This is a genomic window from Candidimonas sp. SYP-B2681, assembly GCF_003971065.1.
Taxonomy (GTDB): Bacteria; Pseudomonadota; Gammaproteobacteria; order Burkholderiales; family Burkholderiaceae_B; genus Pollutimonas.
In genome coordinates this window covers 164,322-178,103 of sequence record NZ_RYDV01000007.1, presented here as the reverse complement: position 1 = coordinate 178,103, position 13,782 = coordinate 164,322, and the positions used below count along the sequence as shown (strand labels likewise).

The following is a 13,782-nucleotide window of genomic DNA, read 5'->3' as shown; positions in this document are numbered from 1 at the left end:
TGCCGGGCTAGCCGCGCCCGTTGTTGTTATTTGAATCGCCTGCACCGTAACGGCGCTCGACATACTGCTCGACAATGGCCTGGAATTCCTGGGCGATACTATCGCCTTTGAGCGTAACCGTGCGTTCGCCATCGACAAACACTGGCGCGGAAGGCACTTCGCCCGTACCAGGCAAGCTGATTCCAAGGTCGGCATGCCGGCTTTCGCCCGGGCCGTTTACAACGCATCCCATCACCGCGACATTCATTGTCTCGACGCCGGGATAGCGGTTTTTCCAGACCGGCATTTGCTCGCGCAAGTAAGTCTGGATGCTGTCTGCGAGTTCTTGAAAGACGGTACTGCTAGTGCGCCCGCAACCCGGGCATGCTACCACCATGGGCGTAAACGCTCGTAAACCCATGGTTTGAAGGATTTCCTGGGCAACGATAACTTCTCGACGACGGTCGCCACCGGGCTCGGGAGTAAGCGAAATTCGAATGGTATCGCCTATGCCCTGCTGCAGCAGCACCGACAATGCAGCCGTTGAAGCGACAATCCCCTTGCTTCCCATGCCGGCTTCGGTCAGCCCCAAATGCAGGGGGTAGTCGCAGCGCGAGGACAGGTCTTGGTATACGGTGATCAGATCCTGTACGTGACTGACTTTGCACGACAGCACAATAGCATTGGGGGAGAGTCCGAGCTCTTCAGCGCGTTGCGCGTTGCTGATGGCGGACACGACCAATGCATCGCGCATCACGGCCTGTGCTTCCCACGGCTCGGAACGCCTGCTGTTGTCGTCCATCATGCGCGCCATGAGCTCATGATCAAGACTGCCCCAGTTAACCCCTATGCGTACGGGCTTTTCGTAGCGGCATGCAATTTCGATCATTTGAGCGAAATTGTCGTCGCGTTTTTTTCCACCGCCCATGTTGCCGGGATTGATCCGGTACTTGGACAACGCCTGAGCGCATTCTGGAAACTGGGTAAGCAGCTTGTGACCGTTGTAATGGAAATCACCCACCAACGGGACCGAAACGTTCATGCGGTCAAGCTGTTCGCGGATGGCAGCAACCTCGCGTGCCGCTTCTGGTGTGTTAACGGTAATGCGCACCATTTCGGAGCCGGCTAATGCCAGTTCCTTGACTTGAATAGCAGTAGCAATAGCATCCGTCGTGTCGGTATTGGTCATGGACTGCACCACGACTGGAGCATTGCCCCCGATTTGCACCGACTTGCCGCCCCAACTGACGACGGTGGATCGCGTAGACCGCCTAAGCGCTGCGCCTACAGGAAAAGGATTGCTGGCAGAGGTAACGCTGGGAGTGTTGCTCATTTTTTCAGGGACTTAAGCCAGTCGAACACCAGCCACGAGTCCGGCACCCAGCCCCGCTCGATGGCGTAAAAACCAGCGACAAACAATAAGACAAGAATGATTACCAACCAACCCCACGGCCTATGTACAGGCTCACCGTGTATAGGAAGGTCGGCGGGACCGAGCGAACCCGCCCGCGATATCGCGACAGGCTTCACGGCGCCTGTTCCGGTCTGGCTATCGAGCATCGCCAACAACGCGTCGACATCGGCTTCTAGATAGCGGGCGTAATTTTTTACGAAGCCTCGCAACGACACACCGGTTGGCAGTCGATCCCATTGCTCAGTTTCCAGAGCATCAAGTTGACGACTGGTGAACTTGAGACGGGCCGACACTTCCCCCGGCGACAGGCGCTTGGCCTCGCGCAGACTGCGTAGCGTGGGACCGATTCCTGTAGGAACCGAAGGCTCTGCCACGACTTCTAGCCGAGCTTCTTTCAGTATGGTTTGATTCATCCACGCTCCTGTTTGATAGCGATGATCGCGCGGTCAGGCAAGCGCTCGTTGATGCGGGTGCGATCTTTGACATCGCCTGCCAGCTGCCCGCAGGCCGCCGCGATGTCATCGCCACGAGTTTTGCGTACCGTTGTTACGAGACCAGCGTCCATTAGACGCTGAGCGAACAAACGTACACGTGTAGCGGGCGAGCGTTTCAGGCCTGACTGCGGAAAGGGATTAAACGGTATCAAATTGAACTTGCAACGGACTTGCTTTGCAATGGTGATCAATTCGCGTGCATGCTCGTCGCTGTCGTTAACCCCGTCGAGCATGATGTATTCAAAAGTGATGAAGTCACGCGGCGCAAACTCAAGATATCGATTGCAGGCAGCGAGTAGCTCGGCCAGGGGATATTTGCGATTGAGTGGTACGAGCCTGTCTCGCAATGCATCGTTGGGAGCATGCAGCGACACAGCCAGCGCTACGGGGCAGTCCCGGCCGAGGCGGTCCATCATGGGAACCACGCCCGAGGTTGACACCGTTACGCGACGACGTGATAGGCCATAAGCGTTATCGTCGAGCATCAGCCGCAAAGCGCCCAACACTTGGTCGTAGTTGAGCAAGGGTTCGCCCATGCCCATCATGACGACGTTACTGATGACCCGTGCCGGTTCGGGCGCGGCCAAAGCACCTTCGCCGATGCGTGAGCTTTGTATATCGGCCTGAATCGCGCGCTTGGCATACCAGAGCTGAGCAATAATTTCCGCTGTAGTCAGGTTGCGATTGAAGCCTTGATACCCCGTAGAACAAAATGGGCACGCGACCGTACAACCGGCCTGACTGGAAATGCACAAGGTTCCGCGATCGTCTTCCGGTATGAACACCGCCTCGACGGCATTGTTCTTACCAACATCAAACAACCATTTGCGCGTGCCGTCGGTAGAGCGCTGTTCGATTGACACGTCGGGAGCATGAATCGAACAGTGCTCTGTCAGCTGCTGGCGAAATTCACGCGCCAAGTCAGTCATCTGGTCGAACGAATCCACCCCGTGCTGGTGCACCCAGCGCTGCAATTGTTTGGCCCGGAAAGGTTTTCCGCCCCACTGTCCGACTAGGTCGGTGAGCGCGGCGATATCGAGGCCGAGAAGATTGATGGATTCAGTAGAGGACATAAATTTGGCGCAGTGAATAACGCGTTATCGCCAGGAATTAACGGCTGTGAATATTGCTTTCGGGAAAGAAGAAAGCGATTTCGACAGCGGCGGTTTCTGCGGCGTCGGAGCCATGAACGGCATTGGCGTCGATGCTATCGGCGAAATCAGCGCGAATAGTGCCGGCGTCGGCTTTTTTCGGATCGGTGGCGCCCATCAGGTCGCGGTTCACCTGAATGGCGTTTTCGCCTTCCAATACCTGTACGAATACAGGACCCGAAATCATGAAGTCGACCAGATCCTTATAGAAAGGACGCTCTTTGTGCACAGCGTAGAAGCGTTGAGCATCTTCGCGGGACAATTGCTGCAAGCGAGCGGCGATAACTTTCAGGTTGGCTTGCTCGAAACGGCTGACAATTTGGCCAATGACGTTTTTAGCGACTGCATCGGGTTTGATAATGGAAAGAGTACGTTCAATAGCCATATGAGATCCAGGGATATATTGATAGCTTTTGCTCGCTGGCTGCGTACGACGCTCACAACGGCGCGACGCACATCAACCGAACAACAAAAGCTGGGGTTACAAAAACGGTTTTCTTAATAAAAACAATAACTTTGGCAAAGTTTATGTTAACCGGGTATTTTAACATGCCAATCTTGGCCAACTCCATCATAAAATGACGATAATCAAGCCACACGACGACAACACGCGGTTTTAGCACGCTATTGCCGGTTTGGCTGAAGTTTCGCACGCATCGCATGTTTCATATATAGTCAGACTTTTGCCGCTATGCGGCTGTCTGCATTTTTTTTTCACATCATGACCACAAATTCCGCACTGAACGACCCCGAACAACTATCCAAAAGCTTTGAGCCACAAGAGATTGAAGCTCGGTGGTACGCTGAATGGGAACGTCGAGGCTACTTTAGTGGCGGCCAGCATGTAGAGCCTTCTGACCGAGACGTTAGCCAGCCCTTCGTCGTGCAATTTCCGCCGCCCAATGTCACCGGCACACTGCATATGGGCCACGCATTTAACCAAACCGTCATGGACGGATTGGTGCGCTATCACCGCATGCGAGGAGATGACACCGTATTCATTCCGGGTACGGATCATGCGGGCATTGCAACGCAGATAGTCGTCGAGCGTCAGCTTGACGCACAGAATATAACGCGCCATGACCTGGGTCGCGAGAAATTCGTGGAAAAGGTATGGGAGTGGAAAGAGAAATCGGGCAACGCCATCACCGAACAATTTCGGCGCCTTGGTTCATCGTGCGACTGGAAACGCGAGTACTTCACCATGGACGACAAGCTTTCGCGCGGCGTCGTGGAAACGTTTGTACGGCTGCATGAACAGGGTCTGATTTATCGCGGCAAACGCCTGGTCAACTGGGATCCTGTGCTGGGCACTGCCGTCTCCGATCTGGAGGTCGTCAGCGAAGAAGAAGACGGTTCCATGTGGGAAATCCGCTACCCGCTCACCGTCCCCGTCGAAGGCTTGGAATATTTGGTGGTTGCCACCACGCGCCCCGAGACGATGCTGGGCGACGTGGCGGTCATGGTTCATCCCGAAGACGAACGCTACGCCCATCTGATTGGTGCCACCGTTACGCTGCCGCTGGTGGGACGCAGTATTCCAGTCATCGCCGACGACTACGTTGATCGCGAATTCGGCACCGGAGTCGTCAAGGTTACTCCTGCACACGACTTTAACGACTATGCCGTCGGTCAGCGACATGGTCTTGACATGATCAGTGTGCTCACTCTTGATGCCAAAATTGCTCATGACGCGCCCGAGGCCTATCGCGGAATGGATCGCTTCGAAGCCCGCAAAAAGATCGTCGAGGACTTGAAGGCGCAGGACCTGCTTCAAAGCGTTAAACCGCATAAGCTGATGGTTCCGCGCGGCGACCGGACCAACACAGTCATTGAACCCATGCTTACCGACCAGTGGTTTGTCGCGATGAGCAAAGCCGCCCCAGCCGAGACACTTCACCCAGGAAAGAGCATCACCGATGTCGCGCTGGAAGTGGTGGCCGACGGACGGATCAAGTTCTACCCCGAGAACTGGACCACCACGTACAACCAGTGGTTGGAAAAAATCCAGGACTGGTGCATTTCGCGTCAATTGTGGTGGGGTCACCAGATCCCGGCTTGGTATGCGGAGAATGGCACGATATTCGTTGCTCGCAATGAAGCTGACGCACGAAAACAGGCTGATGACGCCGGCGTAAGCGGCCCGCTCAAGCGCGATGAAGACGTTCTCGATACCTGGTTCTCTTCAGCCCTGGTTCCCTTTACCGATCTGGGCTGGCCCGAAGAAAATCCGGATCTTGCGCGTTATTTGCCTTCCAGCGTTCTGGTCACAGGTTTTGACATCATTTTCTTCTGGGTCGCCCGCATGGTCATGATGAGCATGCACTTGACGGGCAAAGTACCGTTCCACACCGTCTATGTGCATGGCCTTGTCTGCGATATGGACGGCAAGAAAATGAGTAAGTCCAAAGGAAATACGATAGATCCGGTAGACCTGATCGACGGTATCGCGCTGGATGACCTGCTGGAAAAGCGTACCGGCGGACTGATGAATCCGAAACAGGCTGCCAGCATCAAGAAGAAAACCGCGAAAGATTATCCCAATGGCTTTCCGGCCTACGGTACCGACGCATTGCGCTTTACCATGGCAGCTTATGCAACATTGGGCCGTAATATCAATTTCGATCTCAAACGGTGCGAAGGCTATCGCAATTTCTGCAACAAGCTGTGGAACGCTACGCGTTTCGTCCTGATGAACACCGAAGGCCACGCTCTGGCCCCCGAAACTGGCGGCACTACTGCCAGATCCGCCGAGCTATCGTTTGCAGACCGCTGGATCAGCAGCCAGCTGCAACGTCTCGAAAGTGATATTGAGCGAGGTTTCGACGACTATCGCTTCGACAACATTGCCAACGCCCTTTACCACTTCGTTTGGGATGAATATTGCGATTGGTATGTAGAACTGGCGAAAGTGCAGATCCAGCATGGCACACCGGAACAGCAGCTTGGAACGCGTCGCACGCTTATCAATGTGCTTGAAACGGTATTGCGATTGGCACATCCGATTATTCCCTACATCACCGAAGAGCTCTGGCAAAAGGTCGCCCTGGTAGCCGGGAAACGTCAGATGAACGATCCAGCCAGCTTGTGCGTACAACCTTACCCCAAAGCTAATCTGGATTTGATCGACACGTCCGCCGAAGCCCAGGTAACAGAGCTCAAAGCACAGGTCGAAGCGGTACGTGCGCTTCGAGGCGAAATGTCGCTTTCGCCCGCCCAGCGCGTGCCGTTGATTGCTCAAGGAGACCGGGCAGTCCTGCAAGCCAACAGCAAATATTTGGCTGCGCTGGCCAAGCTCGAAGAGATCGAAATTGTTGATCATCTGCCCGACCTGGGCGCACCAGTCCAAGTCGTCGGAAATACGCAATTGATGCTGCATGTTGAGATCGATGCCGACGCCGAGCGCCTGCGCCTGGGCAAGGAAATCGACCGCCTCGAAAACGAAATCGCCAAGGCGAATAGCAAGCTATCCAATGCAAGTTTTGTCGAGCGTGCGCCTGCAGCGGTCGTCGAACAAGAGAAATTGCGGGTGGTGCAGTTTGGCGAAACACTGCAGAAAGTACAGGACCAACTCGCCAGGCTCGCTTGATCAGCGCTCTGGTATTTACCGGTGGCCGCAATGGCCGCCGGTAAGCGAAAGGAAATCGGGGAACTACCTAGTTACGAAACGATATGCCGGAAAGGCGATTTACCGACGCTTCAGTTGATCCAGATACTTTTCATCCGCTCTGGAAAGCAAGCCGGCCTCGCGCGCGGCTGCTATCAGGTCTGGGCGCCGCGCAGCGGTTAACGCAAGCGACTGCTGACGCCGCCATATGGCAATATTGGCATGATGACCGGATATCAGCTCAGCGGGCACACTTTGCCCCTGGTACACCTCGGGTCTGGTGTAATGCGGACTATCCAGCAAGCCGGTCAATGATGTATTAAAGGAATCCTGCAACGCCGAATCTGCATCATTAAGCGCGCCGGGCAGTAAACGAACCGCACTATCGATAATCGCCAGCGCCGCGATTTCGCCACCAGACAATACAAAATCACCCATCGATACTTCATGGGTGACATTACGATCGATAAAACGCTGATCTATGCCTTCGTAGCGGCCGCAAATCAAGATCGCGCCGTCTCCGTGAGCCAGCTCCTGCGCCATGGCCTGATCGAAGCGTTTGCCTGTGGGGCTCATCAAAATGACTGACGTCTTATGGTCATGAGCAGCCTGGTCTTTGTCTGCGGCCCTGCCAGCCTGTGCTGCGTTGACCGCATGCTCCAGCGGTTCGGCCATCATTACCATGCCAGGCCCGCCACCATAGGGGCGATCATCCACAGTACGGTGCACATCGTGCGTGAAGTCGCGGGGATTCCACAAGGCCAGCGTCCACAGCTGTTGCTTATACGCGCGGCCGGTGATCCCCAGATCGCGAACTACGGTGAACATATCCGGAAAAAGGGAAACTACATCAAACCGCATAACTTGGGCACGCCTTACTGGTTCAGTATCCAGACTGAACGGACACGGCTCGACGCATCAGTCATGATGCGCAGAGATCTGCAGACAAACAATCGGATTTTACAGGTCTACGGGCCAGTTGCTGTCGAGACGTTTGCTGGCGATGTCGACGGTATGCACATGCGCACTGACAAACGGCACCAGAACTTCGACCATGCGGCCTTTGTCGTTTTGCAACAGGACAAGTTCGCCCTCGCTGTTCAAGGTGGCCCGAGCAACGCGCAGCAGCGCATGGGCACCGTTATCGACTACCTCGATTACCTTGCCGATAAGTTCGGGCTGACCCTCGCGCTCGCCAAAAAGCCGGCAATCGATGAGGTCGACCCAGTAATATTCATCGTCGTCTGCTGCAGGAAAGTCGGCGCGAGGTACCCACACCGTATGCCCTTTCATGGTCTCGGCGTGATCCCGGTCGGGAACGACGCTAAGTTCTGCAACAATCGTAGCGCCCTGCGGGCGGCAAGCAACAACACCCGCCGGGAAGGCAGACGGCAAAACGCCCGTGCTTCCGACCGGAACGGGCGCTTTCAACCACCAGGTTTTTGCCGCAAGCAATCCCTGAGCATCCGAGGAATGGGGCTGAACCTTGACCCAGCCACGTACGCCATAAGCAGACACAATGCGCCCGAGCTCTACCAGATCCGCAGGAGCTCCAGTATGCGAAGTGTCTTTATTGGCCACCTTGAATGCTGTAAAGCAGCGCTATCAGGCCGCTGCTTTAGCCGAGTATTCTTTGACCAAACGCGTAACAGCAGGCGACAATTGCGCACCATTGTCGGTCCAGTATTGAACGCGGTCCAGGGCAAGACGAATGTTTTCCTGGCCTTCGTTGGCTACGGGGTTGTAAAAGCCCACGCGCTCAATAAAGCGACCGTCGCGACGATTACGCGAGTCGGCTGCTACAACGTTGTAAAACGGACGCTTCTTCGAGCCGCCACGGGCTAGACGAATCACAACCATTGGTAATCCTTAAAAAATACTGTGAAAAACAAAAGATTCTAGCATCTATCAGTCTGTATCCGCAAACCGAATCTGCAAAAACCGCTTAATGACAATGAAAAAGCAACAACCCTGGCGCTGTTTTAGCGTCGCCGCAGGAAGTGTATGGCGCCGCCATCGGTTTCAACTTGCGCCGCAAGCGCGTTGCCGGTTTGCCGGGAAAATGCCTGGAAGTCCTGTATGGCATGCGTATCGGTCGTGATTACCTTGAGCACTTGCCCACTTTGCAGTTGCGCCAAGGCTTTCTTGGCCCGCAAAATAGGCAGTGGGCATTTCAGTCCTGAAGCGTCGACCTCCAGGTCGGCGTCAGGTACAACAGGGTCAATCATTTCCATAGTTCCATGAATGGCGCTTTGGTACAAGGCGCCATCGAAATACTAAAGGTCCCGCGATCCGGCTGCTTAGCTAAGCCGCTCGCGAACCCAGCCTTCGACGGTGGACGTCGCCTGCGTCAAGGCAGCGACATCGGTACCACCGCCCATGGCCATATCGGGGCGACCACCGCCTTTACCGCCCACCTGTGCAGCCACCATGCCGACCAGTTCACCGGCTTTAACCTTATTGGCGAGATCCGCAGTAACGCCCGCCACCAGGCTGATTTTATCGTCAACCACCGTCGTTAGCACGACAACCGCCGATTTGAGGCGATCTTTCAGCTGATCCACCATCCCACGCAGGGCTTTCGGATCGGCTCCCGAGAGATTGGCGACCAAAAGTTTGGCGCCGTTATCCAGTGCGATGGCCTCGGAGACCAAATCGTTGCCGGCTGACGCCGCCTGCTTGCTTTTTAATTGATCCAGTTGGCGCTCAAGAGTCTTGAACTGAGTTTGCATCAGCGCGATACGATCGACGAGTTCGGCCGGTTGCGTTTTCAGTAAGCCTGCAGCCTGGACCAAGGTATCGTTGGTTTCCTGAACCCACCGTACTGCATTGTCGCCCGTAATCGCTTCGATTCGGCGCACACCTGCCGCGACTCCGCCTTCCGAAAGGACTTTAAATAAACCGATGTCGCCGGTACGCGCAACATGGGTGCCCCCGCATAGCTCGCGGGAGAATCCGATGTCCAGCACGCGCACCGTGTCGCCGTACTTTTCGCCGAATAAAGCCATGGCCCCGCCCTGCACAGCTTCATCGTAAGGCATGATTTGCGCGTTAGTGGCGTGGTTGTCGAGCACCTGAGCATTGACGATCTGTTCGACCTCGATGATCTGCTCCGCTGTCATGGGCGCATCGTGCGCAAAATCAAATCGAGTCTTTTCGGCATCGACCAGCGAGCCGCGTTGCTGAACATGGGCGCCAAGCACCTGGCGCAATGCCTTATGCATTAAATGGGTCGCAGAGTGATTACGTACCGTGCGCGCACGATGAACAGTATCGACTTGGGCGTTGACCTCGTCGCCGATGGAGAGCGTACCCTGGAGCACTTCACCATGATGGCCAAAGACGCCATTCTGGATTTTGAGCGTATCGCTGACCTGGAACTGTGTACCGCTGCCTTCGAGCACGCCTGTATCGCCAACTTGCCCGCCAGACTCGGCATAAAACGGAGTAACGTCCAGCACCACAATCGCATGCTGCCCGGCGGTCACGGAGTCGGCCGAGGAACCATCGACATATAGGGCCGTGACTTTGCCCGGAGACTGCAAGCGTTCGTAGCCTTCGAAACGAGTCGAAGCGCCGGAATAGGCCAGGCCTTCTATCGCCTTGAACTTGCCCGCAGCGCGCGCTTGATCGCGCTGACGGTTCATCGCTGTATCGAACCCTTCCTGGTCGATTTGCACATTGCGCTCGCGACAAATGTCGGCAGTCAGATCAACTGGAAAACCGTAGGTGTCGTATAGCGTAAACAGAGTCTGCCCATCGAGCACCCCATTTTCGCCAATATTGTTGAGCGCTGAGTCCAGGATTTTCATCCCGTTTTCCAGAGTTTCGCTGAAACGTTCTTCTTCTTGCTTCAGGACTTGCTCGACCCGTGATTGCTGAGATGCGAGTTCGGGATACGCGTCGCCCATCTGTGCGACCAGGTCCCCCACCAGACGATGGAAAAAAGTTCCCGATTGACCCAGTTTGTGACCGTGACGCAATGCGCGGCGCACGATACGGCGCAGCACATAACCCCGCCCTTCATTACTTGGAATGACGCCATCGACAATCAGGAAACTGCAGGCGCGGATGTGATCGGCAATAACCTTCAACGAGTTGTTGTTCAAGTCGCTTGTGCCCGTTTCCCGGGCCGCGGCGGCGATCAGCGCCTGAAAAAGATCAATTTCGTAATTGGAATGAACGTCTTGTAAAACGGCCGCAATACGTTCCAGCCCCATGCCGGTATCCACGCATGGCTTGGGCAGCTTCGGCATGTTACCGGCGGCGTCCCGCTCGAACTGCATGAACACAAGATTCCAGATTTCGATGTAACGGTCGCCGTCTTCTTCGGGCGATCCCGGAAGGCCGCCCCAGATTTCCGGACCGTGATCGTAAAATATTTCCGAACAAGGCCCGCAGGGGCCAGTGTCGGCCATTTGCCAGAAGTTGTCCGACGCATACCGGGCGCCCTTATTGTCGCCAATACGGATAATCCGTTCGGTGGGAACACCGACTTCATTGGCCCAGATATCGTAGGCTTCGTTATCTTCGTGATAGACGGTAACCCACAGCTTTTCGGCAGGCAGTCCGTAGACGACGGTCAATAACTCCCAGGCATATTGAATTGCTTCACGCTTGAAATAATCGCCGAAGCTGAAATTGCCGAGCATCTCGAAAAAGGTATGGTGCCTTGCCGTATAGCCCACGTTCTCTAGATCGTTATGCTTTCCTCCGGCGCGCACGCAGCGCTGCGAGGACGCAGCGCGGTTGTACGCGCGACTGTCCTTGCCTGTGAATACGTCCTTGAACTGCACCATGCCGGCATTGGTGAACAGCAAAGTCGGGTCGTTGCCCGGTACGAGCGACGACGACGCGACGACATTGTGGCCTTTCGACTCAAAGAAAGACAAAAACTTTTGACGTATTTCGGAGGTTTTCATTGCAGAAGAAGCACTAATCAATGGGTAACCTATGATTATAGAGGCACTTTTGCCTAAAATACTAAGCGCTCAAGCGCCGCCTAACTTCCGTCAATCAAATACGACCGGCTCAAGGGCGCTTCATCGCAATTGGGCGCGCTATCGATGCGATCGACGACGATAAATTCGCCCCCCTGCCCTAGTGTTATCAGCGGGTGATGCCACGTTCCCGAATAATAATTGACACCTTGATCTCCTTGTACCAAGAACGCACGCAGCCCCGACTCATCGGGCTTGTCGTCCGCACCATTCGGCGCCACCACTGCAATAAACGACACCTGATTCAGCGGAATCCATGACTGGCTGCCCAATGGGTGCCGCTCCAGCATATTGATCATGATTGGATACGTACGGCCACCGCCATGTGCAAGACTGATGCCGGCTCGGGCCCCTTCGCCAATAAGTTGCACTGAAGCCAATTGGTGATAACGGCGCGTCGTACCATTATTGATGGGATACCAGTCGCTGCCTTCCGCCTGAATTACCTCGCCAAACGGAGCAAATGCGGCTTTGCTTAAGGGTTCAAGTTTTAATAGGTACATCCTGTTCCGCCTTTTCATTCCGTGCGCCTTGTCAGTCGACACATAAATAGCCCATGGTGCGGCCATCTGGAAACGTCTGCGGTCCGCTGTCCGAGATTAATACAGGACGAGACTGCCCGGGGCAAGTACAACTTCCCGTTACGGGGTTTTCAGTGGAGATCTTGTCTCTGGTTTGACAACCGTACACCAAATTGATCGAGTAGCCTCCATTTCCCGAGCGGCTTGATGAGCGCCAGACATTTTCGTTGCACACCAAGAGGGCCCCGGCCTCATCGCGCGCAACGGCGTTATTTTCAGCACACGGGGACTGCAAGATTTCCTGTGCCCCCAAATGCAGATACCGTTGGGTGCGCAGATCGCCCGCGGTACTGATATTGCCCTTGACCGTAGCAGATCCCTGGAAATCAGGATCTCTGCTATCGGCAACGCGCAAGAAATCCAGGTGGCCAAGTTGTTCAGCGGTAATGGCCAGGGCTACAGTACCGGGTGGCAAAGTAGAACCCGGCAGCGGCGGATTCGGAAACGCGAATGCCGCACCCTGGAGCAAATGCGGCTGTGCCCGTGTTACCGAACCTCCCCAGCCCTGCGCCCCTAATATCCACTGAGCAACCATTTGCTCGTCCACCTGGGTTGTCGATGGCGAAATGAATGGCAAGTCGCTATACACAATTGCTTCCAGCCGGCAGGACGCCCCCGGGCAGGATCCGCTGGGCATCAAACGCATTGACGCGCTGCCGCCTGGTGAAATCCGCTCGGGGAAGGAAGCAGACAATAATCCATCGGATTTAAGCTCCACCAGCCTGGGGGCAGCCCAGTCAGCGTAGCCTTTATTGCTGAGTACCCCCGCATGTCCGGCAGTAGTCAACACATCGGCGTAGCGCTCTATATAACGATGCAAAGCCTTCTTGACGGCCAGCATCCACACTGCACTGGCCTGCGCACTCGCATCGTTGATTTTATTGACTAGGCTCTGGGTGCCCCACACCGCCAACAATATCGTCACGATCGCGGCAAGGATCAGTTCTATCAGTGCAAAGCCCTGTTGTTCGCGCATGGAAGAACCTTAGCTGGCCGTGAAGACAAACGTATTGACGTCGCCTTTGCCACATTTGGACTCTGTTGCCAGGGCACTGTAATGGATACTGCTGGCGATATCCTTGACGGTCGCAGTCGCCCCGCTTTCCGGGGTCACGGTAATCGTGTCCGAAACCCGCTGCATCACCGACGCGATAGAAGGACAAGCCGCATTATTGACCTTGTGCAACGTAATAGAGAATGATGTGCCTGACTCGTGCGATACGACATTAACCTCGCCATTACTGCCTAAACCGTGCAGCACCTTGGTGCTCGGGCCAGTGCCGGACACTGAAAAAATGCTGGAGTCGCGCACCAAGCTAGCCAGGTTCAACGTGTCAATGCCGTCATATGGCTCGGTTGAGCCGTTAGGCGCATTCACTTTGGTTTGCAGTATGAATCGCGCCAGTTCCTCACCGACCTTCGGAACTTTGTTTTCGACGACATATCCTCCGATCGCCGGCACCCCGATTATGGCGAGCAATAATACGATGGCGGTTACGATCGATACTTCGATAAGCGAGAACCCTTGCTGGGTGGATGTAATAGCAGCAGACATA

At 55.2% G+C, this 13,782-nt stretch carries 13 protein-coding genes; 1 reads left to right on the top strand and 12 read right to left on the bottom strand.

What is annotated here, in order from left to right:
* Positions 1 to 7: 7 nt before the first annotated feature.
* The 4 genes from ispG to ndk are packed head-to-tail and all read right to left on the bottom strand — an operon-like array spanning position 8 to position 3,423.
* Positions 8 to 1,312, bottom strand: coding sequence for a flavodoxin-dependent (E)-4-hydroxy-3-methylbut-2-enyl-diphosphate synthase (gene ispG / locus EKL30_RS15365; protein ID WP_126708129.1), 1,305 nt, complete (start codon positions 1,310 to 1,312; stop codon positions 8 to 10).
* Positions 1,309 to 1,806: a RodZ family helix-turn-helix domain-containing protein gene (locus EKL30_RS15360; protein ID WP_126708128.1), complete on the bottom strand. Its 498-nt coding sequence runs from the start codon at positions 1,804 to 1,806 to the stop codon at positions 1,309 to 1,311. Before EKL30_RS15360 ends, ispG begins: the two co-directional genes overlap by 4 nt.
* Positions 1,803 to 2,960 (bottom strand): 23S rRNA (adenine(2503)-C(2))-methyltransferase RlmN, encoded by a 1,158-nt coding sequence (gene rlmN / locus EKL30_RS15355; protein WP_126708127.1) that lies wholly within the window; start codon positions 2,958 to 2,960, stop codon positions 1,803 to 1,805. The genes EKL30_RS15360 and rlmN overlap by 4 nt, the downstream gene beginning before the upstream one ends.
* A gap of 37 nt (positions 2,961 to 2,997) precedes the next feature.
* Positions 2,998 to 3,423 (bottom strand): nucleoside-diphosphate kinase, encoded by a 426-nt coding sequence (gene ndk / locus EKL30_RS15350; RefSeq protein WP_126708126.1) that lies wholly within the window; start codon positions 3,421 to 3,423, stop codon positions 2,998 to 3,000.
* Positions 3,424 to 3,759: 336 nt separating this feature from the next.
* Here ndk and EKL30_RS15345 point away from each other — a divergent pair, with 336 nt between their 5' ends.
* Complete coding sequence (locus EKL30_RS15345) at positions 3,760 to 6,627, top strand: valine--tRNA ligase (protein WP_126708125.1); 2,868 nt, start codon at positions 3,760 to 3,762, stop codon at positions 6,625 to 6,627.
* 99 nt (positions 6,628 to 6,726) lie between these two features.
* On the opposite strand, the gene trmD is transcribed toward EKL30_RS15345, so the two are convergent.
* The 8 genes from trmD to EKL30_RS15305 form a co-directional block, all read right to left on the bottom strand.
* Positions 6,727 to 7,506: a tRNA (guanosine(37)-N1)-methyltransferase TrmD gene (gene trmD, locus EKL30_RS15340; protein ID WP_126708124.1), complete on the bottom strand. Its 780-nt coding sequence runs from the start codon at positions 7,504 to 7,506 to the stop codon at positions 6,727 to 6,729.
* A 99-nt stretch (positions 7,507 to 7,605) separates the two neighbouring features.
* Positions 7,606 to 8,226, bottom strand: coding sequence for a ribosome maturation factor RimM (gene rimM, locus EKL30_RS15335; RefSeq protein ID WP_126708123.1), 621 nt, complete (start codon positions 8,224 to 8,226; stop codon positions 7,606 to 7,608).
* A gap of 24 nt (positions 8,227 to 8,250) precedes the next feature.
* Entirely contained in the window at positions 8,251 to 8,505 is a 255-nt protein-coding gene (rpsP, locus tag EKL30_RS15330; RefSeq protein ID WP_126708122.1) for a 30S ribosomal protein S16, read from the bottom strand.
* 122 nt (positions 8,506 to 8,627) lie between these two features.
* On the bottom strand, positions 8,628 to 8,873 hold the full coding sequence (locus EKL30_RS15325) for a sulfurtransferase TusA family protein (RefSeq protein ID WP_233583162.1): 246 nt from the start codon (positions 8,871 to 8,873) through the stop codon (positions 8,628 to 8,630).
* 72 nt (positions 8,874 to 8,945) lie between these two features.
* A complete protein-coding gene (gene alaS, locus EKL30_RS15320; protein ID WP_126708120.1) occupies positions 8,946 to 11,567 on the bottom strand; it encodes an alanine--tRNA ligase in 2,622 nt (873 codons plus the stop codon).
* Positions 11,568 to 11,647: 80 nt separating this feature from the next.
* Positions 11,648 to 12,148, bottom strand: a complete 501-nt coding sequence (locus EKL30_RS15315) for an ureidoglycolate lyase (protein WP_126708119.1) — start codon at positions 12,146 to 12,148, stop codon at positions 11,648 to 11,650.
* 31 nt (positions 12,149 to 12,179) lie between these two features.
* Positions 12,180 to 13,202 (bottom strand): type II secretion system protein, encoded by a 1,023-nt coding sequence (locus EKL30_RS15310; RefSeq protein ID WP_126708118.1) that lies wholly within the window; start codon positions 13,200 to 13,202, stop codon positions 12,180 to 12,182.
* A 9-nt stretch (positions 13,203 to 13,211) separates the two neighbouring features.
* On the bottom strand, positions 13,212 to 13,781 hold the full coding sequence (locus EKL30_RS15305) for a type 4 pilus major pilin (protein WP_126708117.1): 570 nt from the start codon (positions 13,779 to 13,781) through the stop codon (positions 13,212 to 13,214).
* Between the last annotated feature and the right edge of the window lies 1 nt (position 13,782).

What these genes read in the sequence shown, in the direction of transcription:
- rpsP (WP_126708122.1), bottom strand. Translation starts at nt 8,505, where the DNA reads ATGGTTGTGATTCGTCTAGCCCGTGGCGGCTCGAAGAAGCGTCCGTTT.
- ndk (WP_126708126.1), bottom strand. Translation starts at nt 3,423, where the DNA reads ATGGCTATTGAACGTACTCTTTCCATTATCAAACCCGATGCAGTCGCT.
- EKL30_RS15310 (WP_126708118.1), bottom strand. Translation starts at nt 13,202, where the DNA reads ATGCGCGAACAACAGGGCTTTGCACTGATAGAACTGATCCTTGCCGCG.
- EKL30_RS15325 (WP_233583162.1), bottom strand. Translation starts at nt 8,873, where the DNA reads ATGATTGACCCTGTTGTACCTGACGCCGACCTGGAGGTCGACGCTTCA.
- EKL30_RS15345 (WP_126708125.1), top strand. Translation starts at nt 3,760, where the DNA reads ATGACCACAAATTCCGCACTGAACGACCCCGAACAACTATCCAAAAGC.
- EKL30_RS15315 (WP_126708119.1), bottom strand. Translation starts at nt 12,148, where the DNA reads ATGTACCTATTAAAACTTGAACCCTTAAGCAAAGCCGCATTTGCTCCG.
- rlmN (WP_126708127.1), bottom strand. Translation starts at nt 2,960, where the DNA reads ATGTCCTCTACTGAATCCATCAATCTTCTCGGCCTCGATATCGCCGCG.
- ispG (WP_126708129.1), bottom strand. Translation starts at nt 1,312, where the DNA reads ATGAGCAACACTCCCAGCGTTACCTCTGCCAGCAATCCTTTTCCTGTA.
- EKL30_RS15360 (WP_126708128.1), bottom strand. Translation starts at nt 1,806, where the DNA reads ATGAATCAAACCATACTGAAAGAAGCTCGGCTAGAAGTCGTGGCAGAG.
- EKL30_RS15305 (WP_126708117.1), bottom strand. Translation starts at nt 13,781, where the DNA reads ATGTCTGCTGCTATTACATCCACCCAGCAAGGGTTCTCGCTTATCGAA.
- alaS (WP_126708120.1), bottom strand. Translation starts at nt 11,567, where the DNA reads ATGAAAACCTCCGAAATACGTCAAAAGTTTTTGTCTTTCTTTGAGTCG.
- trmD (WP_126708124.1), bottom strand. Translation starts at nt 7,506, where the DNA reads ATGCGGTTTGATGTAGTTTCCCTTTTTCCGGATATGTTCACCGTAGTT.